24 protein-coding genes are annotated in these 26,833 nt (G+C 59.0%); 20 read left to right on the top strand and 4 right to left on the bottom strand.

Features of this window, described 5'->3' with window-relative positions; translation table 11 throughout:
* Nucleotides 1-150: 150 nt before the first annotated feature.
* On the top strand, nucleotides 151-825 hold the full coding sequence (locus E5K02_RS13685; protein ID WP_135395391.1) for a T-complex 10 C-terminal domain-containing protein: 675 nt from the start codon (nucleotides 151-153) through the stop codon (nucleotides 823-825).
* A gap of 151 nt (nucleotides 826-976) precedes the next feature.
* Nucleotides 977-2,968: an amidohydrolase family protein gene (locus E5K02_RS13680; RefSeq protein WP_135395390.1), complete on the top strand. Its 1,992-nt coding sequence runs from the start codon at nucleotides 977-979 to the stop codon at nucleotides 2,966-2,968.
* 10 nt (nucleotides 2,969-2,978) lie between these two features.
* Here E5K02_RS13680 and E5K02_RS13675 read toward each other — a convergent pair whose 3' ends face one another.
* Complete coding sequence (locus tag E5K02_RS13675; RefSeq protein ID WP_135395388.1) at nucleotides 2,979-4,319, bottom strand: alpha/beta fold hydrolase; 1,341 nt, start codon at nucleotides 4,317-4,319, stop codon at nucleotides 2,979-2,981.
* A gap of 283 nt (nucleotides 4,320-4,602) precedes the next feature.
* Between E5K02_RS13675 and E5K02_RS13670 the strand changes: the two genes are divergently transcribed.
* Together E5K02_RS13670 and E5K02_RS13665 are read left to right on the top strand one after the other, a co-directional pair.
* Nucleotides 4,603-6,075: a pectate lyase family protein gene (locus E5K02_RS13670; protein ID WP_240737277.1), complete on the top strand. Its 1,473-nt coding sequence runs from the start codon at nucleotides 4,603-4,605 to the stop codon at nucleotides 6,073-6,075.
* A gap of 389 nt (nucleotides 6,076-6,464) precedes the next feature.
* On the top strand, nucleotides 6,465-7,709 hold the full coding sequence (locus E5K02_RS13665; RefSeq protein ID WP_135395386.1) for a tetratricopeptide repeat protein: 1,245 nt from the start codon (nucleotides 6,465-6,467) through the stop codon (nucleotides 7,707-7,709).
* A gap of 42 nt (nucleotides 7,710-7,751) precedes the next feature.
* On the opposite strand, the gene E5K02_RS13660 is transcribed toward E5K02_RS13665, so the two are convergent.
* Nucleotides 7,752-9,251, bottom strand: coding sequence for a DUF5723 family protein (locus tag E5K02_RS13660; RefSeq protein ID WP_135395384.1), 1,500 nt, complete (start codon nucleotides 9,249-9,251; stop codon nucleotides 7,752-7,754).
* A 440-nt stretch (nucleotides 9,252-9,691) separates the two neighbouring features.
* Between E5K02_RS13660 and E5K02_RS13655 the strand changes: the two genes are divergently transcribed.
* Entirely contained in the window at nucleotides 9,692-10,555 is an 864-nt protein-coding gene (locus E5K02_RS13655; protein ID WP_135395382.1) for an SDR family oxidoreductase, read from the top strand.
* A gap of 80 nt (nucleotides 10,556-10,635) precedes the next feature.
* Here the strand turns inward: E5K02_RS13655 and E5K02_RS13650 are convergent, their stop codons facing one another.
* Nucleotides 10,636-11,727 (bottom strand): phosphatase PAP2 family protein, encoded by a 1,092-nt coding sequence (locus tag E5K02_RS13650; protein ID WP_135395380.1) that lies wholly within the window; start codon nucleotides 11,725-11,727, stop codon nucleotides 10,636-10,638.
* A gap of 549 nt (nucleotides 11,728-12,276) precedes the next feature.
* Between E5K02_RS13650 and E5K02_RS13645 the strand changes: the two genes are divergently transcribed.
* From E5K02_RS13645 to E5K02_RS13595, 11 genes are all read left to right on the top strand, one after another.
* Nucleotides 12,277-12,567, top strand: a complete 291-nt coding sequence (locus tag E5K02_RS13645) for a hypothetical protein (protein WP_135395378.1) — start codon at nucleotides 12,277-12,279, stop codon at nucleotides 12,565-12,567.
* A gap of 57 nt (nucleotides 12,568-12,624) precedes the next feature.
* A complete protein-coding gene (locus E5K02_RS13640; protein WP_135395377.1) occupies nucleotides 12,625-12,900 on the top strand; it encodes a hypothetical protein in 276 nt (91 codons plus the stop codon).
* A 268-nt stretch (nucleotides 12,901-13,168) separates the two neighbouring features.
* Complete coding sequence (locus E5K02_RS13635) at nucleotides 13,169-13,825, top strand: DUF5819 family protein (RefSeq protein ID WP_135395375.1); 657 nt, start codon at nucleotides 13,169-13,171, stop codon at nucleotides 13,823-13,825.
* Nucleotides 13,826-13,854: 29 nt separating this feature from the next.
* A complete protein-coding gene (locus E5K02_RS13630; RefSeq protein WP_135395373.1) occupies nucleotides 13,855-14,838 on the top strand; it encodes an HTTM domain-containing protein in 984 nt (327 codons plus the stop codon).
* An 86-nt stretch (nucleotides 14,839-14,924) separates the two neighbouring features.
* A complete protein-coding gene (locus tag E5K02_RS13625; protein WP_135395371.1) occupies nucleotides 14,925-15,461 on the top strand; it encodes a hypothetical protein in 537 nt (178 codons plus the stop codon).
* A gap of 53 nt (nucleotides 15,462-15,514) precedes the next feature.
* Nucleotides 15,515-16,414 carry an ABC transporter ATP-binding protein gene (locus tag E5K02_RS13620; protein ID WP_135395370.1) on the top strand — a complete coding sequence of 300 codons (900 nt, stop codon included), beginning with the start codon at nucleotides 15,515-15,517 and terminating at the stop codon, nucleotides 16,412-16,414.
* 67 nt (nucleotides 16,415-16,481) lie between these two features.
* Nucleotides 16,482-17,225: a hypothetical protein gene (locus E5K02_RS13615; RefSeq protein ID WP_135395368.1), complete on the top strand. Its 744-nt coding sequence runs from the start codon at nucleotides 16,482-16,484 to the stop codon at nucleotides 17,223-17,225.
* A 143-nt stretch (nucleotides 17,226-17,368) separates the two neighbouring features.
* Entirely contained in the window at nucleotides 17,369-17,647 is a 279-nt protein-coding gene (locus tag E5K02_RS13610; protein ID WP_135395366.1) for an IS1 family transposase, read from the top strand.
* A gap of 145 nt (nucleotides 17,648-17,792) precedes the next feature.
* Nucleotides 17,793-19,202 (top strand): aldehyde dehydrogenase family protein, encoded by a 1,410-nt coding sequence (locus tag E5K02_RS13605; protein ID WP_240737276.1) that lies wholly within the window; start codon nucleotides 17,793-17,795, stop codon nucleotides 19,200-19,202.
* Nucleotides 19,203-19,347: 145 nt separating this feature from the next.
* Nucleotides 19,348-21,393, top strand: coding sequence for a GMC family oxidoreductase N-terminal domain-containing protein (locus tag E5K02_RS13600; protein WP_135395362.1), 2,046 nt, complete (start codon nucleotides 19,348-19,350; stop codon nucleotides 21,391-21,393).
* 92 nt (nucleotides 21,394-21,485) lie between these two features.
* Nucleotides 21,486-21,899, top strand: coding sequence for a hypothetical protein (locus tag E5K02_RS13595; RefSeq protein ID WP_135395361.1), 414 nt, complete (start codon nucleotides 21,486-21,488; stop codon nucleotides 21,897-21,899).
* Between the two features lie 6 nt (nucleotides 21,900-21,905).
* Here the strand turns inward: E5K02_RS13595 and E5K02_RS13590 are convergent, their stop codons facing one another.
* Nucleotides 21,906-22,694 carry an SDR family oxidoreductase gene (locus E5K02_RS13590; RefSeq protein ID WP_135395359.1) on the bottom strand — a complete coding sequence of 263 codons (789 nt, stop codon included), beginning with the start codon at nucleotides 22,692-22,694 and terminating at the stop codon, nucleotides 21,906-21,908.
* 272 nt (nucleotides 22,695-22,966) lie between these two features.
* Between E5K02_RS13590 and E5K02_RS13585 the strand changes: the two genes are divergently transcribed.
* The 4 genes from E5K02_RS13585 to E5K02_RS13570 all read left to right on the top strand — a co-directional run bounded on the left by E5K02_RS13585 (nucleotide 22,967) and on the right by E5K02_RS13570 (nucleotide 26,825).
* Entirely contained in the window at nucleotides 22,967-23,635 is a 669-nt protein-coding gene (locus E5K02_RS13585) for an ABC transporter ATP-binding protein (RefSeq protein ID WP_135395357.1), read from the top strand.
* Nucleotides 23,636-23,676: 41 nt separating this feature from the next.
* On the top strand, nucleotides 23,677-24,186 hold the full coding sequence (locus tag E5K02_RS13580; RefSeq protein ID WP_135395355.1) for a hypothetical protein: 510 nt from the start codon (nucleotides 23,677-23,679) through the stop codon (nucleotides 24,184-24,186).
* 127 nt (nucleotides 24,187-24,313) lie between these two features.
* The gene (locus E5K02_RS13575) at nucleotides 24,314-25,555 is read left to right on the top strand and encodes an ABC transporter permease (protein ID WP_135395353.1); all 1,242 of its coding nucleotides are present in this window, start codon (nucleotides 24,314-24,316) and stop codon (nucleotides 25,553-25,555) included.
* 28 nt (nucleotides 25,556-25,583) lie between these two features.
* Nucleotides 25,584-26,825: an ABC transporter permease gene (locus E5K02_RS13570; RefSeq protein ID WP_135395351.1), complete on the top strand. Its 1,242-nt coding sequence runs from the start codon at nucleotides 25,584-25,586 to the stop codon at nucleotides 26,823-26,825.
* Nucleotides 26,826-26,833: the final 8 nt, after the last annotated feature.

Here is a 26,833-nt window from a genome sequence, read left to right as displayed (position 1 = left end):
CCGCGAAAGTTCGGGCGCTGCCGCTTCGGTTGGTAAGGTACGCAAAAAGCGGCGCGCGCCACCTCCCCAACCTCACCCCGACCTCCTCCGTACTAGCGCCCAACGGTGGGCCGCCTGGTCCGCGTGTTTTCTCAACCTATTGCTTGAATCATGAAAAATACCCTGCTTCTGCTTTCCTGCGCGGCCGCCCTCACCCTGGGCTCTTCCTGCAACCGCGACAAAGCCGCCGCCGTGGATGCGGCCCAGACGCCCTCGGCCGATACGGCCGTAGTGGCCGACAACGATGTGCTTTACCGCGACCAGGGCTACCGCGTAGCCGATCAGGTAACCAGCGACCTGGGCATCACCGATACGGCCCAAGTGCGCCAGGTGCGCCGCGTGTACTACACCCGGGCCCAGCGCCTGGGCGAGCTGCAAAGCCGCTACTCGACCGACACCACCGGGCAGTACGTGGCCATGCGCCAGGTGGATACCGACACGGATAATGAAATCAAGACCGTGTTCAACGACGAGACCCGCTACAATACCTACCAGAGCAACCGCAGCCGCTACTACGGCTCGGGCTACGACGATGGCACGGTGACAACGACGACCACCGAAGAAACCACCACGACTACTACGGCCGCCGCGCCGGCGGCCCGCCCCGCCCGTCGCGGCTCCCGCATCGTGGAATATGACCGGGACAAAAACGGCGAAACCAAGATTAAGTACGCCAATGGCAAAACCGTCAAGATTGACGCCGACGGCGACACCAAGGTGGAATACCGCAACGGTACCAAAGTGAAGCGCGACGCCGACGACGGCCAAGTGAAAATCAAGAACTAAGCGGTAGTCTAACAACCCGCTCAAGGCCCTTGCCACACGGTAAGGGCCTTTTGCTGGCGAATTACTACGAATTATTTCGTAATTTATGAAATCTGCTTAATATTGCCAACCCCGCATACAGTAGTAAAAACTATTCCCGACGCGTATTTCAATGAAAAGCTATTCTTTATGGCTGGCTCTGCTGGGCGGTACGCCAGCCCTGGCCCAGTCTCCAACCCTGCCCGCGCCGGCCGACAGCGGCACGTTTGTATTGCACAAGTTTGAGCAGCCCATCGGCAAGGAAACCTACCGCCTCACGCGCACGGCCCAGGCTCTGACTTACCACGTGGACTTCAAGTTTGTGGACCGGGGTTCCCCTGTGCCCCTACGCGCCCGCCTGGCCGTGACGCCGACCGGCGAGCCGCTGACGCTGGTGGTGAAGGGCAAAACCTCCCGCATGTCCAGCATCGGCGACTCTATCGAGATTCGCAACGGGCAGGCCTACGTGCGCGTCGACGATAAAGTAACCACCCAGCCCGTCGCGCCGCTGAGTTTCCCGGTGGCGGGCTACTCGCCGGGCACGGGCCAAATGCTGCTTTTGCGCTACTGGCAGCAGCACGGGCAGCCGGCTTCCATTGCCACGCTGCCCGCGGGGGCGGTGCAAATCAGCCGCGACGGGCAGGATACGCTCACGTTTCAGAACAAGCCCCTGGTGCTGGAGCGCTACGTTATCAAGGGGCTGGTGTGGGGCAATGAGCTGCTCTGGACCGACCAGCAGGGCCGGCTGTTCGGCATCATTACCAACGACGCCGAGGGCGACAAGCTCGAAATGGTGTGGCAGCCCTACGCAAGCCTGCTACCCACGCTCATTGCCCGGGCCGCCACCCACGGCATGCGCCTGTTTACGGCCGAGGCCGGGGCTCAGGCCGCCCAGCCCAAGGCCAAAACGGTGCTGGCTATAACGGGTGGCGCGGTGCTCGATGTGGTCAATGGCAAGCTGCTGCCCAACCAGGTGGTGCTCATCGAAAACGGCAAGATTACCACTGTGGGGCCGGTGGGTAAGGTGAAAGTGCCCCGCAAGGCCGAGGTCATTCAGGCGGCCGGGCAAACCCTGGTGCCGGGCCTCTGGGACATGCACGCCCACTTTCAGCAGGCCGAGTGGGGCCCCGCCTACCTGGCCGCCGGCGTGACGACCGTGCGCGACTGTGGCAACGAGTTTAGCTACATCAACGCCATTCAGCAGGCCATCGACAGCAACAAAGGCGTGGGGCCTCGCATTCTCAAGGCCGGTATCATTGATGGCGACGGCAAGCGGCCCCTGGGAATTATCCGGGCCAATACCCCGGCCGAAGCAGCCCAGGTAGTGCAGCGCTACAAGGATAATGGCTTCGCGCAAATCAAGCTCTACAGCTCCCTGAAGCCCGAAATCGTGAAGGCCATCTGCGCCGAAGCCCACCGGCTGGGGCTGTCCGTTACGGGCCATATTCCCGACGGCATGAACCTCTACCAGGGCGTAGCGGCGGGCATGGACCAGGTAAACCACTTGCCCTACGTGGCTTCCGTGCTTAAGCGGAATGCCGACCGTTCCATCGACTTCCAGGATACGACCAGCCTGCGGGCTTACCGGTTTTTGAAGGCCCACAACACCGTACTCGACCCGACGCTGGGCGTGTACGAACTCTCGCTCCGGCCTACCAACGAGGATATTACCAAGCTGGAGCCCGCCTTCGCCAGGTTGCCCCAGCCCCTGCAGGTTCTGTTCCAGACCATGGGGGCCGAACCCAAGGTGGTGGCCGAGTACAAACCCATGCTGCTGAGCCTGTACCAGCTGGTGAAAGTGCTCTACGACCAGGGCGTTACCCTCGTGGCCGGCACCGACATGGGCTTCCCCGGCACCAGCCTCGACCGGGAGCTGGAGCTCTACGTGCAGGCCGGCCTCACGCCGCTGCAGGCCCTGCAAACGGCCACCATCACGCCGGCCCGGGTTATGAAGCGCGACCAGCAGAGCGGCTCTATCGACGTGGGCAAGCAGGCCGACCTCGTGCTGGTGGAAGGCAACCCGCTGGAGCAAATTCAGAACCTGCGCCGCGTGAAGCTGGTAGTCAAAGATGGCCGTGCCTACGACCCGGCCCGCATGCGGCAGCTGGCCGGCTACCAGCAGTAATTCGGCTGGCTCAGGCCTTTTGCTTTTCGTCGAGCCAGTTCAGGATAACACGCATAAACTCGAAGTTTTTCTCCGGGTTGGGCCGCTCATCCATGCGCAGGGCTTCGGCCAGGTCGCGGGCCCGGTTGAAGTGGTGGTCGACGTCGGGCAGCAGCACAAACGAAGCCCGGCCCGGGTGGGCCCGGTTTACCGCGTCGGCAATGAGCTGATGGTCGACGGAGTAGGAAATGTAGTCGGCGGCGCCGCGGAGGGCCAGCACGGGGGTGTCGAGCCGCTGCCAGAGGGCAGGCAAATTCAGGTCCTGCCACTGCTGCATATAGGTGTAGTGCTGCGGAAAGGTGAGCAGGCGGCGGGCCGCCGGGTAGCGCGCCAGCACCTGGGCGGGCGTCTGCTTTTCCTGCAGCAACAGGTGCAGAGCGGCCGAGTACGTACGCATCAGGGAGTTGATGGAGTCGTAGGGCAGGCCCTGGAGCTGGCATTGGTTGCGCTTGTTTTCGAGTAGGTACTCGATAAAGGTGCGGCTCACGGTGCCGTATACCACCACGCCTCTCAGGTTTTCGCCCTGGGCCACCAGGGGCGCCATTACCCCGCCAATGCTGAAGCCGGTAATAAACACGTTTTGCTGATCCACAAAAGGCAGCCGCCGGATGGCCGCCAACCCGGCTTTGTAGCCACCGGCCTCCGTGCGCAGGTCCGATTCCAGGCAGGGCGTGCCTTGGCTGTCGCCCATGCCGGTTTTGTCGATACGCATGGTGGCATAGCCGTGGCGCGACAACGAGTCAAGGATGCGGTTGGTAGCGTCGGCGCGGCTCAGCGGATTGTCTACCGAGAAGCAGCCCACGCCCTGGATAAACAGCACCAAAGGAACCTTGGCCCGGGAGCTGCTTTTGGGCCGGGTAATGATGGTGCGCAGTTGGTTGGGGCCGTAGGTCACGGACCCGTATTGCACGTCGTAAAAGGGGCTGTTGTCTTTGGGGTAGGCGGTAAAAGCTACCCGCTTGCGGATTTTCCGGCCGTTGCGCAGCAGCTGGAACGGTACTTTGTCGCCGACTTGGTACCGCTTGAGCTGGCCGATAAACTCCCCGACGTTGCTGCCCACTTGCGCGTTGCCCAGCTGCAGAATGATGTCGTTGGGCAGCAGCCCGGCCGCCTGCGCCGACGACCGGGGCCGCACGCCCCGCACCAGAATGCCGTTCTGGTCGGGCAAGTGGTAGCGCCGCTGGATACTGTCGTTGATGCCCTGCAAATCGATGCCGACAAACACGCGGCGGGGCAATTCCTGGGCCACCCCGGGCCGGGGCAGCAGGGCCGTAATCAGCAGCAGGAGTACGCAAAGCAGGCGGAGTGTCATACGGCAAATGGCAGGAGCGGAGTTGGTCGGGTAAGATGGATATCCCAAAAGATGAATGCAGGGCCGGCCGGTTGCACTTTATCACCCGATTATGTGAGAGTCGCCGGGGCGCCGGGGGCTGGCAACGTTGCCGACATCGTTTGCATAAAGAAATACCCGCTCCGGCTTCGGGCTGCTCCGGCAATTCGGTAATATCAGGTTGCCGTAGCGCCCAGCGTGCCGCCCAAGCAAGGGGTACTGCTGCTATGGCCTTCTGCTCCGCGCCTTCCTAACCACCTGTTTCATGTCGATGCCCTTACCCTCCCGCGGCTTTTCCTGCTTCCTGCTCTCCCGTACCGCGGCGGCCCTGGCTTCGGCGTTGCTGCTAGGGCCGTTACCGGTTCTGGCCCAGCAGCTGGCCTTTCCCGGGGCCGAGGGCGCCGGGCGCTTTACCTCCGGCGGACGAGGCACGGCCCAGGCGCCCACTACGGTGTTTGAGGTAACCAACCTGAAGGACGATACCCAGCCGGGCAGCCTGCGCTACGCCCTGACGCAGCCCGCGGCGGCCCGCACCGTCGTGTTTCGGGTGTCGGGCACTATTCACCTGACCGCGCCCCTGGTGCTGGAAAAGGCCAACACGACCCTGGCCGGCCAAACCGCGCCCGGCGACGGTATCTGCCTGGCCGACTACCCCGTGAGCGTGAAAGCCAGCAACGTCATTGTGCGTTTCGTGCGCTTCCGCATGGGCGACAAAAACCAGAACCAGGGCTTCGTGGACGGGGCCGGGGGCGACGATGCCTTCAGTGGCATGCGTCAAAAGCACCTGCTGATTGACCATTGCTCGATGAGCTGGAGCACCGACGAGGCGTTTTCCTTTTACGAAAACGACAGCACCACCCTGCAGTGGAACCTGATTAGCGAGCCGCTCAACTATTCCTACCACTTCGAAAAAGGCGACAAGGACTTCGAGCACCACGGCTACGGCGGCATCTGGGGCGGGCAGCACGCCAGCATGCACCACAATCTGTTTGCCCACTGCACTTCCCGCACCCCGCGGTTCAATGGCAGCCGCTACACCCACGCCCCCGGCTACGAAAACGTGGACTTCCGCAACAACGTCCTCTACAACTGGGGCGAAAACAACGTGTACGGCGGCGAAGGGGGCAACTACAATATTGTCGGCAACTACTACAAGCCTGGCCCCTCCACCAAGGCCAGCGTCCGGGCCCGGGTGCTGAACCCCTACAAGCTGGAGGAACGCGGGTTGCCCTACGGCAAATACTACGTGGCCGGCAACGTGGTGGAGGGTAGCCCCGCCGTGACGCGCCGCAACTGGCGCGGCGTGGCCATGAACGGCGGCACCCGGGCCGATACGGTCCAGGCCCAAGTAAACACACCCTTTGCCCTGGGGCCGGTGGCCACCCAAACCGCCGAAGCCGCCTACGAAGCCGTGTTGCAGGGCGCCGGCGCCATCCGCCCCGGGCGCGACACGCTCGACCAGCGCATCATCCGCGACGTGCGCCGCGGTGCCGGCCGCATCATCGACGTGCCCGGGGGCTATGCCCACGGTACGCCCTACAGTGTTTCGCAGCAGGCTTGGCCCGTGCTGCAACCCGGTCGGGCTCTGCCCGACGCCGACCACGACGGCATGCCCGACGCCTGGGAAACCAAGCAGAAGCTGAACCCGCAGAATGCCGCCGACCGCAGCAAAATCGGGCCCGGCGGCTACACCATGCTCGAAACCTACCTCAACAGCCTGGCGCCAACGCCCCGGTAAGAAGACCGGGCGAAGTCTTGCACCGAGCGACTTTGTGGCAGCTTGCTATTCTGATTATACCCCTTACCGCGCCCGGCCTTCCCCTGGCGGCTACTTCCAAGCCCGGCGCCGGCCTTGCTGTTATTTTGGCTCGAACACAACCCCTGGTAGCAGCTCAGCCGTAAGAGCCCCAGAACTCTTGGCCCCGGCCAGGACGTTAGGCTACCGCTGGTGGCATCAGTTAGGAATAAAGCCGTTATTTGGGTTTCGGCGCCCTTTGTTCTTTATCCAGTTGTGACCAGCTGATTTCCCTTGCTCACCTTGGCTGTCTGTCGGGCCAGCTTCTGGCTATTTGCAGCCACTGAATACTTGCCTGGGCGGGCAGCCGGGCAACCTATAGTACGACACGTATGCGGAAGTTCTTCTTGGTAGTTCTGGTAGCGTGCGCGCCCGTGTGGGCCTGGGGCCAGCGCGTCGATACCACCAAAACGCCCCGTCCGATCCGCAAAGTGGAACTGGAAAACGTGGACATTGCCCCCGGGGCCCGCGACGGGAAAGGCTGGCTGATGCTCGACAAGGATATTCAACTGGAGCTGGAGGGGGCCATGCACAACCTCTATAACTTCAAGTACGACAAGGCCGAAAAGCAATTCCGCTCCCTGCGCCGCCGCTACCCCGAGCACCCCTTGCCCTATCTGCTCATGGGCCTGAGCCAGTGGTGGAAGATTGTGCCCACCAACCTGCAAACCAAGCAGTACGACAAGCCGCTCTTTGCCTACATGGACACGACCGTGCGCAAGGCCGAGGTGCTCTACGACCAAGACAACAAGAACTACGAGGCCTGCTTTTTCCTGTCGGCCGCCTACGGCTTCGATGCCCAGCTGAACGCCGAGCGCAAGAACTGGACCCAGGCCACGCTCAGCAGCCGCAAGGCCCTGCGCTACCTGCAGGAAAGCAAGGAAGCCAACGGCCTGAGTCCGGAGTTTCTGTTCGGCCAGGCCCTGTTCAACTACTACGCCGTCTGGATAGCCGACAACTACCCGCTGCTGAAACCCGTGCTGCTGCTCTTTCCCAAGGGCAACCGCACCCTGGGCTTGCAGCAGCTGCGCAATGTGGCCAGCAACGGCTTTTACACCGGCCTGGAAGCCAAGTCGTACCTGATGCGCATTCTCTACACCGAGGAGAATAACCTCGACGGAGCCTTGCCCACGGCCCGCTACCTGGCCAACAACTACCCCGACAACGCCTACTTTCAGCGCTTCTACGCCCTGCTCTGCTACCACCAGGGCGACATGGTGGAGTGCGAGCGGGTGAGCCGCGAAATACTGGATAAGATTAATCGGGGCTACGCCGGCTACGAGGGCATCAGTGGGCGCTACGCCACCTATTTTCTGGGCTCCATTGTGCAAAACAGCTACAAGGACGCAACCAAGGCCAAAGACTACTTTCAGCGCTGCGTGGTGTTTTCGGAATTGACCGGCGACACGAACAGCGGCTTCTATATCTCGGCCAATCTGAACCTGGGCCGCATGGCCGAAGACGAGAAAGACCCCAAAGCCGCCCGTCGCTACTACAGCACGGTGGTAGAAAAGGCCGAGAAAAAATCGGCCCAGTACCGGGAAGCCAAACTCTACCTGAAAACCCACAAAAAGTAAAGGCCGCCCACCGGGCGGCCTTTACTTTTTACTTCTGCTTGGTTACTTCTTTGGGGCCGCGTCCTCTTTCTTGCTAGAGCTGTCCTTGAGGCGTTGGGTACCACGCTTTTTCTTGTACCCCCCGTTGGCCAGCGCAAACGACAATTCGGCGTAGCCATTGAAGCCGTAGGGGCTGCTCGAGTCGAAGTAGGCGCCCAGGTCGTTGGAGCCCACCACCAGCGGGCCCAGGCGCAGCATCAGGCCGTAGGCAAAGGTCTGGTAGCCGTTGATCATCGACAGGGGCGTGGCTACTTCCAGCCACTTGCTCTCGATGCGGGGCGTCACGGAGGCGTACGAGAAGTTGCGCATGCCCACGGCGTAATTGCCGCGCAGGTTCTGGCTTACCGAGGCATTGGCATAAATCCACTTGTAGACGTGGTAGTCCACGTCCACATTCAGGGCCGTGGGCACGCCGGCCACAAACTCATTTTCCCGCACCTGCTTGTCGGTGCGCAGGATCTTGTTCAGCCGGGCCTCGTAGTTGTCAATGTCAATGCCTTCCAGGTCGGCCTCGCTCACCCCGCTTTTCGTGGTTTTGATGTTGTTGAAGGCCGTCGCATTTTCCTTGTAGCGGATGTAACCGATGTCGGTAACCGACACGGCCACGCGGTAGAGGTACTTGTTGCGCGAGTAGTCGAGCCGGTCCACGCCCTTCTTGTCGATGTAGCGGTACTGGCCCATGTTGGGGCGGTATTCGTACACCACGCCCAGGTCGGCGCCCCAGCCGCCGCCGGGCCCGCCGCCCGTGAGCCACTTCAGCACCTGGTCGGCATCCACGTTGTCGAACGCATCGGGGTTGGAGTAGCCAAAGGCCGCGTTCAGGTTATTGATGCGCACAATCGTGTCGCCGGTAGCAGCGGTCTTGTCGATAATCTGATAATCCGCGTTGTCGCTGCGCAGATAGCCCGAGCCAAAGCCGATGTAGCGCTTGGCCGTCACGCCCGCTTTCAGGAAGTGCAGGCTTTTGTCGATAATGACGCGGCCGTAGGTAAGGTCGTACTCGGAGAAGGCGTTCAGGTTCATGTTGAACGAGTTATCTGCCGAGCGGCCCTTGGACTTGAACTTGTCCACCGCGTTTTGAATAAAGGATTCCGACACGGCATTGCCCTGAACGGCGGTGCGTACCCGCGTACTGAAGGCTACGCTCTGGGTGGGGCTGATGCGTACCATCAGCCCGGGGCCGCGCACGTTCAGGCCGGCACTAAAGAGTTTGGGTTTGTCGCTCTCCCGGCGGGTCAGAAACTCTTTGGTTAAATCCAGCTGAGCGCTGCTGTTCTGCGGGCTCCAGGGGCCGGTGTAGCGGTACGCCGTGTTGGTGGCGTGGGCGTCGAAGCTTACCAGTTGCAGCTGGAAGAAATAGCGGTTATCGACGATATTGGCCGGGTTCCAGGTCGCCCCGGCCAGGCCCGAGTAGTTACTACGGGTACTGTTGAACAGCTGCTGAGCCGAGAGGCTCCCGGGAAGCAGCGTGAGCAGCAGCCCGCACAAACGGAAATTAATCATGTAGTTATGTTGCGTTAGGTTCAGATGTTAGAGCGTGGGAAGACCGAAAAAATGAAACTTCCGGTCAGGAGGCGGGCACAGGGGGTAGTTGCGCCCGTAGAAAGTAGGTGGCAGGCCGGGGTATGGGGTAATCTATTGAATGTAAAATGGTTGTGTGTGGAAGATTGGCGCTGTACAGCGTACAGAAGCCCTAGGCAGGTTGGGCCAGCCCGAGGTAGTTGCAGGAAAGTTGGAGTAGCTGCCGGCTTTATTTCCAGGCAAAGTTATAGGAGCCCGAATCGGGCTACAATACCTACAAGTAGGTATTGTGTAAGCTAAAAAAGGGAGGTATTAGCTCGGCAGTGAGCTGGTAGAAGCCCTCGTAAAGTATCACCTGGGCTATAACCTGCTGACGGGTACTGCGTTTTCTACAGCTTACGCACTCCTTATCACACCTTACTATGGAAACTAAACCAACCTCTCTGCCTCCCCAAAAACAAGATCAGCAGCCGGGGCTCGAAACCGAGATGACCCCGCAGCCAGAATATATCCGGGCCACCTACAAAGGCAGCGGCAAGCTGGAGGGCAAGGTAGCTCTCATCACGGGCGGCGACTCCGGTATTGGCCGTTCGGTGGCCGTGCATTTTGCCCGCGAGGGTGCCGATGTGGCCATTACCTACCTGCCCGACGAAGAGCAGGATGCTTACGACACCCGCCAGCTGATTGAGCAGGAGGGGCGGCGCTGCCTCACGCTGCCCGGCGACCTGCGGGAGCCCGACTTCTGCCAGCAGATCGTGGAGCGTACCGTGCAGGAACTGGGCGGCCTGAATGTACTGGTCAACAATGCGGCCGAGCAGTTCGTGAGCCAAGACGTGACCGAAATTCCCGACCAGCAATGGCTGGATACGTTCCAGGTCAACTTCTTCTCGTTTGTGCGCGTGACCCGCGCGGCCTTGCCGCACCTGAAGGAAGGCGACTCTATTATCAACACCTCGTCGATTAACGCTTACCGCGGCAACCAGCAGCTGGTCGACTATACTTCTACCAAAGGCGCCATTACGGCCTACACCCGCTCCATTGCCCAGCAACTGGCCGAAAAGAAGATCCGGGTGAATTCCGTAGCTCCGGGGCCCATCTGGACGCCCCTGATTCCGGCCAGCTTCCCACCCGAAAAAGTGGCTTCGTTTGGCCAAGACACAACCATGAAGCGCCCCGGCCAACCTTCTGAAGTGGGGCCCTGCTACGTGTTTCTGGCCAGCGAAGATGCTTCCTACATCACCGGGCAGGCAATTCACCCCAATGGCGGAGAGGTACTCAACACGTAGGCGGCCTTACCATAACCCCCCAAACGCGGCCGGTACCTCTGAGGGGCCGGCCGCTTTTTGCGTGTTGCGGCCTACGCTATTTACCAGCGGTACTGCATACGCAGGCCGTAGTTGCCTACGCTACCAGTGGGCGCCACCCGCACCTGCTTGTACCAGGGCCGGGGAATGACCAAGCCGGTTTGCTGATCTTTTTGCACCTGGGTGCGGCCGTGCATCACCGCAATTTTACCGAAGCCATAGCCCAGGGCCACCGCCAGCGGATAGTCGCTGGCCCAGTGTACGCCATTGTTGAGCATGGCGTAGCTCAGCATGCCCATCAGCGAATATCCCACGGGCCGCACAAAGCGGTATTCGGGGTAATTTTCGGCTATGACCGTTACCGTCGCCATGGCCGTGCTCAGGTGGCCCGAGGGGTAGGCGTCGTAGTTAGGAACGTGTTTGCTATAGGTTACCTGGTTGGGAAACAGTCGAATGCGGCCCCGGGGGTAAGTAGTGGTATAGGGGCTTTCCCGCCCGGTCATGTGCTTGAGTACCTGCACGACCAGGCCATTGGTATAAATAGCTTCCATGAGCTGACTGGCCGTTTGCGAGGCGCGGTTGTCGCGCCCGAGCAGGCCGTAGCCCCAGAAGCTACCGGCAATCGTCAGGTGGGTCCAGCCGTCGCCCAGAAAGTACATGGCGCTATTCAGATTTGAAGGATAGTTGAATTCCAGGTCCAGTTGCTTGTCGCTGCTGTAGCGCACCGGCACGCTGAATAAGGTCGTTTGGGTGCTGGCCGACGAAAGGTGCATGTGCCGCCCAAGTTGCTTGGCTCCGTCCAGAATCTGTTGGTCGAAGGCATAGAGCAGCACGGTGCTGGCCACTACTCCGCCTAGCATAGGCAGGTTTTTCTTCTGGAAAGTAACCTTGGGATACGCCACCACATCCCGGGGAATATTGAGCAGGAACCGAAAGGGCTTGGGCCGCTCGTAGTGGTAGATTTCTCCCGTTGGTATAGCGTACTCACTGCGCCGCGGAGGGCGGCTCGTTGTGTCGGGAGCTGTCGGGGCCAAGCCAATACCATACTGGAAAGGGGCAGCCTGCGCCCCGCTAAAGGTAGCCAAGATGCTCATCAGGGCGGCCGAGAAAGGAACAGCGCGGCTACAGAGGCCGGTAAGCAGGTGAAGAGCCATATGCAGCGTGCAATCAGGATGCAAAAGTACGGTAAAACACTGCACGACGACCGGTAAAAGCGCGGGAATTTATTAGGTAAATGACTGTATTGTAGTGAGTTTCATATGAGTTATTCGTGAAGATCAGGTGAAGTTTTACCTGGGGTTATGGCCTTTGGTTAAGTCAAGAGTCTGCCGGTTGTTGCTTGCTGCCGCGCTACGCCCTGTTTCTACTGTGCCGGCTTTGGGTTAAATCAATCGAGAAATGCCTTAAAAAGCGGATAAATATCATTTTGTGAGCTATGTATAGGTAATGATTCTGCTGCTTTGTGCTGCCTTTTAACTCTATTGTGAATTGTTTAATCAATATCTGTAAAGTACATATAGATTGACTCGGTAAATAATCTATATTGTATCATAATCAATTGATATAATGGTGGTTGTCTACATATAGTTAACAGAATAATATAAAATTAAAATAGATAAAGTAAAATTTTTATGTTTGGAATTAACCCTGTTGTTTTACATCCGTCAACCAACCACATTTACCCTTTAACCATTTAATGCATTATGAAAAAATTACAAAAACTCAACCGCATGTTTGCCGTTGTACTGCTCAGCGCAGGTCTGTTCGGCATGGCTTCCGCCAGCAACAAAGCAGTAGGTGCTTCGGTCGGCACCGGCCACACGCTGACTGGCTCGGTCGCCGCGCAGGATGAAGCTGCCTGGGCCTATGAAATCGGCTACGTAGTAGGCGAGGTTCTGCGCGCTGCCGTCAACACCACGCTCGTTCTGTTCGAAGCCGAGCAGTCGACTGGTGATAACTACAGCTCGTCCGACTTCTCGTCGTTCGACAAGTAAGCCTCTGCGGCCCCCGTTTACCTTTCTTATCTCTTCTACCTTTTACTCTACCTTATTATGAAAAAGCTCTCAACTCTTCCCAAGGCTCTGGCCATCGGTGCTCTGTCGGTTTTCATGTTCATCGCCTCCTCTAACAGCCAGGTTGCCATGGGCGCTTCCCTGTCGACGGAACTGGCTTCCGAGTCGCTGGCCGATGATCAAATCTGGGGTGACGTGCAGGATTTCTTCCGCGGCATCGTGGATGGCTTCAACTCCAAGCCTCCGGTTAATTCCCTGAACCGCTCGATCGAGCAGTCGTACTCGAGCAACGACTTCTCGTCGTTCGATAAGTAGTCGGTGCAGGCGCTGGGAGCTGCCAAGCAGTCATACCCGGCGCATGTCAAGGCGTAGATACGCTGTCCTTTTGGTGAGAGAATCTGACCGGGGGACAGCGTATTTACTTGCCTGATTTAGTGGGTACCAGTTCCATCGGTATCCTGGTCGTTGTCGGCTTCTGTGCTTCCCCTTGCCGGCCTGGCCTCCCGCCCGGATGCTACCGTGCCTGAAGCAGAACGCTCTGCCTTTTATTTAGATAGTTTATCCTCTATACCGACCCTATTCCATGAAAACTGGTATCCGAATCTTATTTAGCACGCTGCTGGGAGCCCACTTCCTGATTGTTGCCTTCTCCCTTCTCCCCGACAACCCTATCAAGCATCAGTTTAAGCGGGAAATTGCCGAGCACATGTTTCCCATCTTTCAGCAGAACTGGAACCTGTTTGCTCCCAACCCCGTCAGCTCCAACTGGACGGTGATGTACCAGTACAAAGTGTATGCGCAGGGCCGCGTGCACACCACCGAATGGCAGGACGCCGTGACGCCCCTGCTGCAAGAGAAAAAAACGGCTTTCTGGTCCCCGGTGCAGCGTGTGCTCAAGCACATTTCCTCCGGTGTCATCGACATCATGGAGTTCAATCGGAAGTTTAAGGACTACGTGGCCGAAAACGATACTCTCAAAAACGACAGCCTGAAGGCCGAGCGCCTGTATCCTATTGCCGTGCGCGAATGCACCGGGCATAAAGGACTGCTGCAATATTCCAGCTATGTGTACTCCCGCCTGGGCAAGCCGGCCGGCTTCGGCCGCCCCGACTCGGTGCGGGTGCGCTATAGCATCCAAAATGCGCATTTCCCCCGCTTCTCAAAGCGTGATCTGGATTACTTCGACAAGAAGAACTATACCTATACCCATAGTACCAGCAAGGAGTATAAAATTCTGTAAGTCACGCGTTTGAAGCTATACTATAGATTATGAAAACCTTATCGAACGATACAAGCTCTATTGGCCTGTCCATCTACCGGGTGATTTTATCCTTCCTGGTGATGAAGAATATGATCTTCTACTACGGCATGGCCGACAGCCTTTTCGGCGCCAATGCTATTGCTAACTACAGCATCTACCAGCAGGCCATGGGCGCCAGTTTCTTCCGGTATCTGGAATATCCGTTCTACCTGCCCCATGCTTCCCAGCTGTTTGTGGTGCTGATTTTTGTGCTGGCCTTCCTGTTCCTGTTCGGCATTTACCAGCGCGTGGTGGGTACCGTGTTCTTTGCCGCGCTGATGATTCTCAACATGCGCAACAACTTCATCCTCGACGGCTCCGACAATGTGATTCAGGTGACGCTGCCCTTCCTGGTGTTGGCCCATTCCTACCGCCACTTTATCTACGACGTGCGGCTGCGCGGTCTGGAGCGTTTTCAGGACAATAAGGTGATGTCGGCCCTGATTGATGTAGTAACTTCCCTGGCCACTCGCGGGCTGATGATTCAGGTGTGCTTTATCTACTTCTTCACCGCAGTAGCCAAAATGCAGGGCACGATGTGGCTCAATGGTACGGCCACTTACTACACCATGCGGGTCGAGGAGTTCCGCCAGACGGACTGGAACATTCCGCTGACTTCCAACCACTACTTCGTGGTGCTGAGCACTTACTTCACCGTGTTGTGGGAACTGTCGTTTGCCTTCCTGGTGTGGTTCCGTCAGACTCGCAACATCGTGCTGCTCTGCGGCGTGCTGCTGCACGTGGGCATCTGGGTCTTCATGCGTATCGACAACTTCTCCTGGATTATGATTGGTACGTACTTCGTGTTCGTGCCCGACCGGGAGTATCAGCTTGTGGGAGCTTATTTCACCAAATGGCTCAACCGCCTCAAAGGCGCCCTGGGCCGGGTAACGACTGCAGAACCTGCGGGCCTGGAGGCCCAAGTGCAAGCCGTCGAGGTGCCCCAGCAGTAGCCAACTGCACACAGCAAGCCGGTTTTTTGCCGGCTTCTGTTTTTATCCTTTACCCAGAGCCCCCACGGCTCGCTCTATTAAATTCTATGAAAAGAATCGTTGTATCTGCCTTCTTTCCTTACGCGCTGCTGAGTGCTCTGGGAGCTTTAGTGCTGATGTATGGCGCGGCCTATCTGATGATGGACCAGGGCAGCTATACCTACCTGCAAACTTCTCTACTGGCGCTGCTGCCGGGCCTGATTCTGTTCGGGACGACCATTGCGGTGGGCCTCAGTGCCTACAGCCGGGTATTTGCCCTGGATGACACCTACGTGCTGGCGCAAGTCCCCAAAAAGTACCTGTACGCAGTGCTGGTTCTGCTCACTGTCGGGCTGGCCTACGGAGCCGATTACCTGTTCTTCGGCTTCGTGGACCAGACGCTGTCGGTGGCCTATGCCGATGGTATGCGCCAAATGATGGAATCGAATGGCCATGTGGTAAATGAGTTCGAAATCAATCGATTTGCTACCACGGCTTTTTTCTCGCAGAATTTGGAGGCCAACATATTTTTCGTACTATTGGGCTACCTGATAGCGCTGCCAATAGCCCGCTCAGTGTCGAAACGCCGGGCGGTTATCGCCTGACGCCGGAGTTAGCCAGTAGTTATAATTATAGAAGTGCGTAATAAGGTAGTGCCATGTATGTATTGGAGATTGATGCCCTGACCAAGGTGTATGGTCGTGCCACCGCCGTGCAGGCCGTATCGTTTCAGGTGCCAGCGGGCAGTGTATTTGGCTTGCTCGGGCCCAATGGCAGCGGCAAAACCACCACCATGGGAATGGCCCTGGGCGTGCTGCACGCTACTAGCGGTTCGGTTCGCTGGTTTTCCGAGCCACTCTCGGAAGCTACCAAGCGCCGTATCGGGGCCATGCTGGAGGCCCCTAATTTCTACCCCTACCTCTCGGCTTACCAGAACCTGGAGCGGGTGGCGGCCATTAAGCGCGTGGCCAAAAGCAGCATTGCCAGTGCGCTGGCCGAAACGGGCCTGCTAGCCCGGCAGCACGACCGATTTCAGACCTTTTCCCTCGGTATGAAACAGCGACTGGCCATTGCCGCCACGCTACTTGGCAACCCCGAGGTGCTGGTGCTGGATGAGCCCACCAATGGCCTCGACCCCCAGGGTATTGTGGAAGTGCGCACGCTGATTCTGGACCTGGCTGCCCGCGGCAAGACGGTTATCATCTCCAGTCACTTGCTGGATGAAATAGAGAAAATGTGTACCCACTTAGTGGTGCTCAACAAAGGCCAGGTGTGCGCTACCGGCCCGGTAGAGTCTTTCTTCGGCACCGCCGGCCGCACCCTGATTCGGCCCCGGCCCGAAACTACCACCCAGCAGCTGCGGCAGGTGCTGGGTGGCTTGCCCTGGGTGACCGATCTGCAGGACGAAGGCAATGGCTATACCAGCCTGAACATGACCAGCGGCTACCACCCCGGCGACCTGAACATGGCCTTGTTTGCCCAAGGTATTGTGGTATCCGAAATCACGCCCGTGCGCCGAAACCTTGAAACGCAGTTTTTCGCGCTTATCAACCGCTAACCGCTAAGCTAGCTGCTCATTAGGGTCTATTTTATTAGGCTATTATTATTCTTTATTCCTGTTTGCTATGCTTGTCTTAGAAGCTCGTAAGCTCGTGCAATACCGCACGGCCGCGGGAGTGCTGCTCCTGTACGTGGTGTTGTTTTTCCTGTATGTTCTGGAAGGCTACAAGCTTAACCAGCCAGTTGGTCAGGCGCCAGAACTTACCTATGCCTTTCCGGTGCTGTGGGGCCGGCTGGCCTCTACGGGTAGTTTGTTTAGCCTGCTGCTCGTTATTCTGTTTCTGATTTTGACCACCGACGACTTTCAGTACCGCATTTTTCGCCAGCAGCTCATTGATGGGGCTTCTTATGGCAAGTTGCTGCAAATCAAATTTTTCGATGCCCTGCTGCTCGTCGTTTTTGCCCTGCTGACCACAGGAGTTATCGGCTTGTTTTATGCGCTGCGCTACGGCGCCAACCCCGTGCCAATGGCTACTAGCTTGCTGCCTGTCGTATTCGGGGCCGTGCAACTGGTCGGTTTTCTGTCGTTTGCGCTGTTTATCGGGGTGTTGGTGCGCAAAAATGGCATGGCCACGCTGCTGTTCTTCTTATACATTTTTTTAGTTGAGCCCCTGGTACGCAACCGGGTGCCCCGCAACCTCGCCAGTCTTTTGCCCTCCAACATTCTTTTCACTCTTACGCCAAGTCCGGCGGTGGGCATTACCCAGTTGAATATGCAGGCCCCGTTGAGCGTGCTGCCCTTCGCCCTGGCTTACATTGGGCTTTTTTGGGCGGCTGCGTATCTGCTCTTACGCAAGCAGGATCTCTAAAGAAGAGCGCTCCGCACCAGCTGCTTGTTCGTCGGCTGCGAGGTGCCTTGTGCAGGTGTCATTGAGCACCCCCAGGCAGGTGTATATTGCAATTATTATACGATTATTTATTATTTTATTTATATACTTTATGTTCTACCACTATGAAATGTGCACGTTGTGACTCCGAGAATTACATCAAAAACGGCATTGTATTAGACCGGCAACGCTACTGCTGCTTGGCCTGCAACTACAATTATACCACCAACATCAAGCGTGGTTATCCGACTGAAATCAAGCGCAAAGCCATAGATCTGGCCATAGCCGGCTACAACCACCGCGCCATCGGGCGGCTGTTATCGGTGAGCAATGTGACTGTTGCCAAGTGGGTCCGTCAGCACAGCAACGCCGACTATCCTAGCTACGTGCCGCAGCTTACCTAGCCGTTGGCGCTAGTAGAATAGGGTATAGCCTAAAGTAGGCAAACGACAGCTTTTACGGCTCGTTTGCGTACTTTAGGCTATTTCCCATTTATTTCTACCTGCCCCGATGATTTCTGGCCCGGCTGTAGTTCCTACTCTAGCCCCTGTGGCTGATTCGCCTGCCGCTCTGTTTGCGCGACAACAGCTGCGGGCCCCAGTACTGCGCCGGGCGTCCGCCGAAGACCGGGCCGGGCGACTGCGCAAGCTTGGCCAGTGGATTGAACAAAACCGCGTCGCCATTCAAGATGCCCTGTACGCCGATTTTCGCAAGCCCCGGGCTGAAACCGATGTTACCGAAATCTGGTCGTCCCAGGTGGAAATCAAGCACACGCTCGCGCATCTGAAGCAGTGGATGCGCCCGCGCCGGGTCGGTACGCCTATGTCGCTGCTGGGCACTACTTCCTGGGTGTACTACGAGCCCAAAGGGGTTTGCCTGATTGTAGCACCCTGGAACTATCCTTTCTATCTGGCCATCGACCCGCTGGTTTCGGCCCTGGCCGCCGGCAACTGCTGCATCATCAAACCCTCGGAGATGACGCCGGCCGTGGCTGCACTGCTCAGCCGCATGGCCCGGGAGCTATTCGACCCCGCCGAGGTAGCCGTCGTGGAAGGCGACAAAGACGTGGCCACGGAGCTACTTCGCCTGCCCTTCGACCACATTTTCTTTACCGGTAGCCCTGTCATTGGCAAAGTCGTGATGCGGGCCGCGGCCGAGCACCTGACCAGCGTGACGCTGGAACTGGGTGGTAAGTCGCCGGTGCTCATCGACGCTACGGCTAACCTGCGCGACGCCGCCGAGAAAATCGTGTGGGGCAAGTTCATTAATGCCGGGCAAACCTGCGTGGCGCCCGACTACGTGCTGGTACACGAAAGCGTGCAGGAGCGGTTTGTGCAGGAGGTGCGGCAGGCCGTCGGGCGCTTCTACGACCCCCAAGGTGAAGGCGTAGTGCATTCCGATTCTTACGCCCGCATCGTTAACAAGCACCACTTTGCCCGGCTTTCGGGTTTGTTGGAAGATGCCCAGCGCGAAGGGGCCCAAGTGGCAATGGGCGGGATTGTGGACGGTAGCCAGTGCTTCATCGAGCCCACGCTGCTGCTGGGAGCCTCGCCCGAAAGCCGGGTGATGCAGGAAGAAATTTTCGGCCCTCTGCTGCCCATACAGCCCTTCCGCACGTTGATGGAAGCCGCCGACTTCGTGAATGCTCGTCCGCGGCCGTTGGCGCTGTACCTGTTCACGCAGAATGCCGAGAATCAGCGCTACTTGATTCAACATGTGGCGGCGGGTGGCTGCTGCGTCAACGAAACCATCCTGCACCTGGCTCACCCCGAACTGCCCTTTGGCGGAGTGGGCAACAGCGGCATGGGCAAAGCCCACGGGCACTACGGCTTTCTGGCTTTCTCCAATGAAAAGGCAGTGCTTAAGCAGCGTACCGGCCGCACCGGCATCAAGCTAATGTATCCGCCCTACACGAGTAAGGTGCAGAAGATGATCGACTGGCTGATGCGCTTGTTCTGAGCGTAGACAAGTGCAGGGGCGAAGTCGGCGGGCTTAGCCCGGAAAATATAGGAGGCATGCCTACTATCTGGGAGAAATTGACGAACTTTTCAGAACCCCGGCTTGCCACACCGGTCCGGGGGCTCCGCGCTTTTCTCTCCCGCCCATGACTCTCTCCGCTGCTCATCATCCCACCTTGCGGGCCCTCGCCGATACCTTTATTCCGGCCCTGCCCGGGCGCTCCGAACAGCCCGACTTCTGGGCCCGGGCCGGTTCCGAGGGTATTGATATGCAGAAGGTGGCCGAAGTGCTGAGTGCCCAGCCCCGGGGTGCTCAGCAGGAGTTTGAAAAGCTGCTGGGGCTGCTAGCCAACCCGATGCTGGGCTTGACGTGGTTTGGTCCGCTGAAGCCATTCGTGCGCCTGGATATGGACCAGCGCCAGCACCTGCTACGCAGCTGGGCTCAGAGCAATGTACCGCAACTGCGCAAAGGGTTTCATGCCCTGCGCAAGCTGATGGTGTTTTTGTACTACGGTTCTTCCTCGGCCGAGCTGGGCAACCAGGCCTGGCAAGGCATGGGCTACCCCGGGCCGCTGCCCGATGAAGTAGTGGATACCCCCAAGCCAATTCGCACGCTGCAGCCTACTACCGACACGGCGTACGACTGCGACGTGCTGGTTATCGGCAGTGGGGCCGGTGGTGGGGTAGTGGCCGGCGAAATGGCGGCCGCGGGCTACGACGTGCTGGTGCTGGAAAAAGGTCCCTACTGCCACGGGTGCGACTTTACCCAGCGCGAAGTAGATATGATGGGCAAGCTCTACGATGCCAAAGGTGCCCTGACAACCCAGGATGGGGGTGTCGCGCTGCTGGCCGGCAGCTGCCTGGGCGGCGGCACTACCGTCAACTGGGCCGGCTCCTTCCGCACGCCCGACTATGTGCTGGAGGAGTGGGCCCGGGAACACCAAGCGCCGCATTTCACTTCCCAGCAGTTCAAATACAGCCTCGATGCCGTAGCGCAGGCCCTGAGCGTAAATACGGCCTATACCCGGCACAATGGGCAAAATCAGGCGCTGTGGGATGGCTCCCGTAAGCTGGGGCAAGACGTGAAGCTGATTCCGCGCAACGAAAAGGGTCTTTCCGACTCGGAGCAGCACTTCCAGGGCTTGGGCTATAGCACCATGGGCGACCGGTACGGCATCAAGCAGGGCACTTTGAATACGTATCTGCTCCAGGCGTTTCAGCACGGGGCCCGGCTGCTGGCCGATACGTATGTGGAGAAAGTGACCGTGCAGGCCGGAGCGGCAACCGGGGCCGAAGCCCTGCATACCAGCGCCGACGGGCGGGTGGTACGCATTACGGTGCGGGCCAAGCGCGTCATTGTGGCCGGGGGCTCGGTGCAGACGCCCGCCTTGCTCTTGCGCAGCGGGCTGCAGCACCCGCACATCGGCCAGCACCTGCACCTGCACCCCACGGTGGCCGTTTCCGGAGTTTATCCGCATCCGATGAACCCCTGGCACGGCCCTAGTATGTCGGTCGTGAATGACAGCTTCACCCGCCTGAACGGCACCAACTTTGGCGCTAAGCTTGAAACGCCGCCCGCTCACGCCGGGCTGATGGCTATGGTGCTGCCCTGGCTTAGTGGGGAGCAGCACAAGCAAATGATGCTGGAAGCCGCGCACCTGGGCAGTTTCATCGTGCTGACCCGGGACCGGGACGGCGGCCGCGTCAGCATCGACAAGCACGGCGCCCCCCTTATCGATTATGTGCTGAGCGACTTCGACCGGGCCAGTATGCTGGCCGGGGTGCGGGCCGCCGCCCAGGTTCATGTGGCCGCCGGAGCCCGCAAAGTATACCTGCCCCACGGCTCCTTGCCCACGCTGCACGCGGCCGAGGGAGTGCTGCACAACCCCGAGGTGCTCGATAACCTGCCCCACTTGGGCTGGAAACCCAATCAGTTCAGCCTCTACAGTGCCCACCAAATGAGTACCTGCCGTATTGGCGGCAATGCGGCAACTCACCCGGTAGGCCCCAACGGAGAAACGGTGGAGGTTCGCAACCTGTTCGTCGCCGATGCCTCGGCCTTTCCGGCCTGCAGCGGGGTAAATCCCATGCTGACAATTATGGCCCTGGCCCACCATACGGCCCAGGAAATGAAGGCCAGCACCCCGACGGTTAGCTTGTCCAGCAGCCGGGTAACCGTGGCTGGGCAATAGCGCATGAGGAATGCTCAGGCAACACAAAAGCCAGCCGGGTAACCGCCGGGTATGGTTTTCGCGTATGCATGCCCAATTCACCTCCTCGCCCTATGCTCTTTTCCCGGTCCTTGCTTGTATTAGGGGTGCTCAGCACCGTCACCTTTGGTTGTGCCCGTCGGCAAAAGGCGGATATTCCGGAAGCCAAATCGGTGACGGTGGCGCCGGCCCCCGTACCCAAAGCTGCCGCCCGCGACCTGACCGACGTGATGACCGACGAGCTGAAGCTGCTGCCCGACCAGCAGGGCAAGGTGCGGGCAATTTTAAGCGGAACGGTGGAAAAAGTAAACGAGGCCCGCAAGCAATACGCCGGCAACCAACCCGCACTGATGACGGAGCTCAAGAAAATTAATGCCGACTCGGAAGGGCAGCTCAAGGCCACCCTGACGCCCACGCAGTACAAGCAGTACCAAGCCAAAAAGCGCCAGATGCAGGCCCAGATGCAGGCCCGCCGCTCTACCAAATAACTTCTGTTAGCGCACCTGGGCCGTGCGCAGCACCCGGTTGAACAGGCCGGGCACAAACCGCTTCAAATACACGCCCAGGGTTTCGCGGCCCCCGATATAGACCTCCTGCCGGTGCTGGGCAATGGCCCGTATGGCTTTACGAGCCAGCTTTTCCGGTGCCAGGCCCTGCTTGGTGGCCTCATCCATGGTGCGCTGCGGGCTGCCATCTGCCGTCAGGGCGTTGATGGAAACCCCCGTGCGCACAAAACCCGGGCAGATGATGGTCACGCTCACGCCGGTTTGCCAGATTTCGGCCCGGAGCGAGTCGAAGAACCCGTGCAGCGCGTGCTTGGAGGCCGCGTAGGCACTGCGGTAAGGCGAGCCAAACTTGCCTACCAGGCTGCTGACCACTACCACCTGGCCCCGGCCCTGCTGAATCAGGTGCGGCAGCACTTCTTTGGTCAGGGCTACCGTGCCGAAATAGTTGACCTCCATCAGGCGTCGGTGCACCTCCAAACTGGTTGCCAGGGCCAGGGAGCGTTGGCTGATGCCCCCATTGTTGACCAGAATATCCAGGCGCCCATAATGAGCCAACACCTGCTCGACGCAGGCGGCAAACCCGCTGCTGTCGGCCAAATCGAGGGGAAGGATAAGAACGTGGGCCGGGGCGCAGGCGGCTCCTACCCGCTCTAGCTCTGCCTGGTTGCGGGCCGAAAGTACCAGCCGGGCGCCCGCGCGGGCAAATTCGCGGGCCAGGGCCTCACCAATGCCGGCTGAGGCTCCGGTAATCCAAACAACTTGCTGGGTAAAACTCATGGCTACGGGTCAGAAGTGGGGGAGTGGCGCCCCCAAGGTAGGAGTTTAGGAAGGTCAAAAAGGATTCTTCTGTAATCAACTTTTGCTATATTCCACGGCATCCAGGCAACCTTTGGGGTGGCGCCTCCATCTATCCGCCAGTTGCCACCACCAAGCATGGTCGCGGCTTGCAGAAAAAGTACTCGGATTTCTTTGCTTTTCGCTGGAAAACAGCATACTTTGTATTACATGCTACCTTGTAAAGCATATTACATAGTTCTACGGTTGCCCTTATGATCCAACTCCGGAATATTCGCAAAACCTACGAAGTGGGACACAACCGGCTGGAGGTGCTTAAAGGCATCGACATGCATATTCGGGAGGGCGAGCTGGTAAGCATCATGGGTTCCTCGGGCTCGGGCAAAAGCACCTTGCTCAACATCCTGGGCATCCTCGACGATTTCGACCAGGGTGACTACACCCTGGCCGGCACCCGCATCGACCGGAACCTGTCGCAGGCCCGGGCGGCGCAGTATCGGAATCAGTTTCTGGGGTTCGTGTTTCAGTCGTTTAACCTGCTGAATTTCAAGAACGCCCTGGAAAATGTGGCCCTGCCGCTGTATTATCAGAAAGTAAGCCGGCGGGAGCGCAACAAGCTGGCCTTGGAGTATCTCGACCGGGTGGGCCTGGCCGACCGCGCCGACCACCTGCCCAACGAGCTTTCGGGCGGGCAGCGGCAGCGCGTGGCCATCGCCCGGGCCCTGATAAGCCGGCCCAAGCTGATTCTGGCCGACGAGCCCACCGGGGCCCTCGATACGCAGACCACGCAGGAGGTCATGGATATTTTCAAGGCCGTGAACAAGGAAGGCATGACGGTCGTCATCGTGACCCACGAAAATGACATTGCCGACCAAACTCAGCGCCTGATCCGCATCCGCGACGGGCTGATTGTGAACGAGTAAGTTGGTGCTATAGGTTGTCTTCGTTCTTTTCGGTTCTTATCATGAAAACAGTTCTTTTCGCCTTGACATTCTTGGGCACTTTAGGCGCCGCTACCCGCAGCCAAGCTCAGGGCACACCGGCCGAGCAACAGGCCCTGATGAAGCAGCTCGACCAGCTGATGCAGAATCCGCAGAAGCCCAAGCAGTATGTGCACTTGGCGCTCAAAGGCTGCCGGGCCGAGCAAATCATTCGCGACAAGGAGGCCGACGTGGATATGCCCAAGCCCCTGGCCGTGAGCTACGGCGGTAGCGGCTCGGGCTGGGCTGTGAGCATGGATAAGGGGTACTTCGAGCTGAAGATGAGCTTCGATTGGGCCGACGTCACGTCGCTGACTTATGCCCTGGAGAAAGGCGACGAGGACGAGCCCCGGCACTACGAAATCAAGATTGCCAAGCAGAAGAAAGGCAGCTCTACCAGCTTCGAGCTGCCCCTGTACACGACCAATGAGGCCACGGTAAAAGACGTGGTGCGCCGCCTGGAGAAAATCCGTCGGAGCTGCGGCGGGGAGTAGAAGTAGTAATCAAGAAATAAGCGTTGGCAGGTGGCTCAATAGGCGCGGTAAGGCTAGCCGTAGAGCTTTCCTGACGCGTCAATCGGGGCCTCGTTCCTCTAATAGCACATCAGCACAATAAGCACCCATGTTTGACCTCGACAAATGGCAGGAAATCCTCGGGACGATGCGTCGCAACAAGCTGCGCACCTTCCTGACGGCTTTCGGGGTATTCTGGGGTATTTTCATGCTGGTGCTCCTGCTGGGCGCGGGCAAGGGGATGGAGAACGGTATCTGGAAGGAGTTTGGCGGCGGGGCCATGAACAGCATGTTCGTGAGTGCGGGCAAAACCTCGTTGCCCTGGCAGGGGCTGAAGCCGGGCCGGGAACTCAAGTTCACCAACGACGACATGGAAGCCATTCGGCAGCAGGTGGATGGCGTGGAGCTGCTGGCTTCCCGCAACCGCCTGTTTGGCGAGTATACCATCGTTAATAAAACCAAGAACGGCTCCTACCAGGTGTTCGGAGCCACGGCCGAGTTTTTCCAGCTCAACGGCGAAAAGCTGACCGAAGGCCGCCTGCTCAGCCCCCTGGATGGCATCGAGCGGCGCAAGGTGATAATCATGGGGGAGAAGGTGCGCAAGGTGCTGTTTGGCGACCAGCCGGCCATTGGGCAGTACGTGCAGGTGAAGGGCGTTTTCTTCAAAGTGGTGGGCATCTTTACCCACACCGGCAACAACGGGCGCAACGAGGAGCGGGCTTTCGTGCCGTTCAGCACCTTCCAGACCACCTTCAACCAGTACAACCAGGTGCAGCGCATCGGCATCAGCAGCACCAAGGGTACGCCCGTCAAGCAGCTCGAAGACCAGGTGCGGGTGCTGCTGGCCCGGCGCCATCAGTTCGACCCGGCCGACAAGCAGGCCCTGGACCTGGAAAACAACGAGGAGGAAGTGAAGCGGTTTGAAGGCCTGTTCACTGGTATTAAGTTGTTTGTGAGTGTCATCGGGGTGCTGACGCTGGTAGCCGGCGTAGTGGGCGTGAGCAACATCATGCTCATCATCGTGCAGGAGCGGACCCGCGAAATTGGCGTCCGCAAGGCCCTGGGCGCCACGCCCTGGAGCATTATCAGCATGGTGGTGCAGGAGTCGGTGGTTATTACCAGCCTGTCGGGCTACCTGGGCCTGCTGTTTGGCGTGGCCCTGCTGGATTTTGTGCGCTACATGCTCGAAAAGGCCGGCGGCACGTCCTCCTACTTCGACCATCCGGAAGTGAATCTGACGGTGGCCCTCAGCGCCACGGCTTTGTTAGTCATTTCCGGCGCGGTGGCCGGCCTGATTCCGGCCATGAAAGCCGCCAACGTAAAACCCATTGAGGCCTTACGGGCTGAATAACCCTACCTGCTGACTTAGCTGACAAGTAATGTTTGACCTCGACAAATGGAGCGAAATCTGGGCCACGGTGCGCCGCCACAAGCTGCGCACGGGGCTCACCGCGTTTGGGGTATTCTGGGGTATTTTCATGCTGGTGGTGCTGCTGGGCTCGGGCAAGGGCTTCCGCAATGGGGTCGAAAAGGAGTTCGACGTGGCCAAAAACGCGGTGTTCGTCTGGACCCAGCGTACCAGTGTGCCTTACGCAGGGCTGAAAGTAGGCCGCTTCATCCAACTCAATAACGACGACGTGGCCGCTATTCTGCGGGAAGTGCCCGAGGCAGGCGTGGTGCTGCCCCGCAGCTCCCTGGACGGGGCCTTCACGGTGCAGTATGGTACGAAAAGCTCAACTTTCTCGGTAAACGGAGAATACCCCGGCTACCCGGCCGTGAAGGCCCTGAACCTGACGGCCGGCCGCTTTATCAACGATATCGACATCAACGAGCGGCGCAAGGTGGCCATCATCGGCGACCGGGTGGCGGAGGTCCTGTTTGGCGCGGAAAATCCGCTGGGCAAGGAAATCCGCATCAAGGGTATCTTCTTCCGGGTGGTGGGGTTGTTCAAGGCCGAAGGCAAGCCGGAAAATGCCCAGCAGGATGCCCAAACCATCATGATTCCGCTCACGGCCCTGCAGGTCACGTTCAACCAAGTCAACAAGGTGGGCTACTTCGCCCTGATTCCCAAGCCCGGCATTCCGGCCGCCGTCGTCGAAACCAAGGTGAAGCAGCTGCTGGCCCGGCAGCACAAAGTAGCCCCCACCGACGACCGGGCCTTTGGCTCGGCTAATGTGGAAGAGGAATATGCCCGCGTGCAGGGGCTGTTTACCGGTATTTCGGGCTTCAGCTGGCTGGTCAGCATCGGTACTATTCTGGCTGGCATCATCGGGGTGAGCAATATCATGCTCATTGTGGTGAAGGAGCGCACCAAGGAAATCGGCATTCGCAAGGCCCTGGGGGCCACGCCCTGGAGCATTATCAGCCTGATTGTGCAGGAAAGCATCGTCATTACCGCCGCCGCGGGCCTGATCGGGCTGTTGTGCGGCACGGCCCTCATGGCCGGTATCAATTCGCTGATTGCGGGCCAGGACGTGGGCTTTTTTGCCAACCCCCAGGTTGATCTGGGCGTGGCCCTCACGGCGGTGGTTTTGCTGGTCGTGGCCGGTGGCGTGGCCGGCCTGGTTCCGGCCACTATTGCCGCCCGGGTGCAGCCCGTGGTGGCCCTCAAAGATGAATAACGGCATGT

It is taken from the genome of Hymenobacter metallicola, from assembly GCF_004745645.1.
GTDB classification, from domain to species: domain Bacteria; phylum Bacteroidota; class Bacteroidia; order Cytophagales; family Hymenobacteraceae; genus Hymenobacter; species Hymenobacter metallicola.
Note: the sequence above shows the minus strand (reverse complement) of the source record. Positions and strands in the feature narration are given on the sequence as shown.

Coding starts and splice junctions, on each gene's coding strand:
- E5K02_RS13610 (WP_135395366.1), top strand. CDS start 17,369: ATGAAATGTGCACGTTGTGACTCCGAGAATTACATCAAAAACGGCATT.
- E5K02_RS13570 (WP_135395351.1), top strand. CDS start 25,584: ATGTTTGACCTCGACAAATGGAGCGAAATCTGGGCCACGGTGCGCCGC.
- E5K02_RS13575 (WP_135395353.1), top strand. CDS start 24,314: ATGTTTGACCTCGACAAATGGCAGGAAATCCTCGGGACGATGCGTCGC.
- E5K02_RS13645 (WP_135395378.1), top strand. CDS start 12,277: ATGAAAAAATTACAAAAACTCAACCGCATGTTTGCCGTTGTACTGCTC.
- E5K02_RS13630 (WP_135395373.1), top strand. CDS start 13,855: ATGAAAACCTTATCGAACGATACAAGCTCTATTGGCCTGTCCATCTAC.
- E5K02_RS13590 (WP_135395359.1), bottom strand. CDS start 22,694: ATGAGTTTTACCCAGCAAGTTGTTTGGATTACCGGAGCCTCAGCCGGC.
- E5K02_RS13625 (WP_135395371.1), top strand. CDS start 14,925: ATGAAAAGAATCGTTGTATCTGCCTTCTTTCCTTACGCGCTGCTGAGT.
- E5K02_RS13635 (WP_135395375.1), top strand. CDS start 13,169: ATGAAAACTGGTATCCGAATCTTATTTAGCACGCTGCTGGGAGCCCAC.
- E5K02_RS13580 (WP_135395355.1), top strand. CDS start 23,677: ATGAAAACAGTTCTTTTCGCCTTGACATTCTTGGGCACTTTAGGCGCC.
- E5K02_RS13680 (WP_135395390.1), top strand. CDS start 977: ATGAAAAGCTATTCTTTATGGCTGGCTCTGCTGGGCGGTACGCCAGCC.
- E5K02_RS13685 (WP_135395391.1), top strand. CDS start 151: ATGAAAAATACCCTGCTTCTGCTTTCCTGCGCGGCCGCCCTCACCCTG.
- E5K02_RS13650 (WP_135395380.1), bottom strand. CDS start 11,727: ATGGCTCTTCACCTGCTTACCGGCCTCTGTAGCCGCGCTGTTCCTTTC.
- E5K02_RS13670 (WP_240737277.1), top strand. CDS start 4,603: ATGTCGATGCCCTTACCCTCCCGCGGCTTTTCCTGCTTCCTGCTCTCC.
- E5K02_RS13615 (WP_135395368.1), top strand. CDS start 16,482: ATGCTTGTCTTAGAAGCTCGTAAGCTCGTGCAATACCGCACGGCCGCG.
- E5K02_RS13640 (WP_135395377.1), top strand. CDS start 12,625: ATGAAAAAGCTCTCAACTCTTCCCAAGGCTCTGGCCATCGGTGCTCTG.
- E5K02_RS13585 (WP_135395357.1), top strand. CDS start 22,967: ATGATCCAACTCCGGAATATTCGCAAAACCTACGAAGTGGGACACAAC.
- E5K02_RS13655 (WP_135395382.1), top strand. CDS start 9,692: ATGGAAACTAAACCAACCTCTCTGCCTCCCCAAAAACAAGATCAGCAG.
- E5K02_RS13595 (WP_135395361.1), top strand. CDS start 21,486: ATGCTCTTTTCCCGGTCCTTGCTTGTATTAGGGGTGCTCAGCACCGTC.
- E5K02_RS13620 (WP_135395370.1), top strand. CDS start 15,515: ATGTATGTATTGGAGATTGATGCCCTGACCAAGGTGTATGGTCGTGCC.
- E5K02_RS13600 (WP_135395362.1), top strand. CDS start 19,348: ATGACTCTCTCCGCTGCTCATCATCCCACCTTGCGGGCCCTCGCCGAT.
- E5K02_RS13675 (WP_135395388.1), bottom strand. CDS start 4,319: ATGACACTCCGCCTGCTTTGCGTACTCCTGCTGCTGATTACGGCCCTG.
- E5K02_RS13665 (WP_135395386.1), top strand. CDS start 6,465: ATGCGGAAGTTCTTCTTGGTAGTTCTGGTAGCGTGCGCGCCCGTGTGG.
- E5K02_RS13660 (WP_135395384.1), bottom strand. CDS start 9,251: ATGATTAATTTCCGTTTGTGCGGGCTGCTGCTCACGCTGCTTCCCGGG.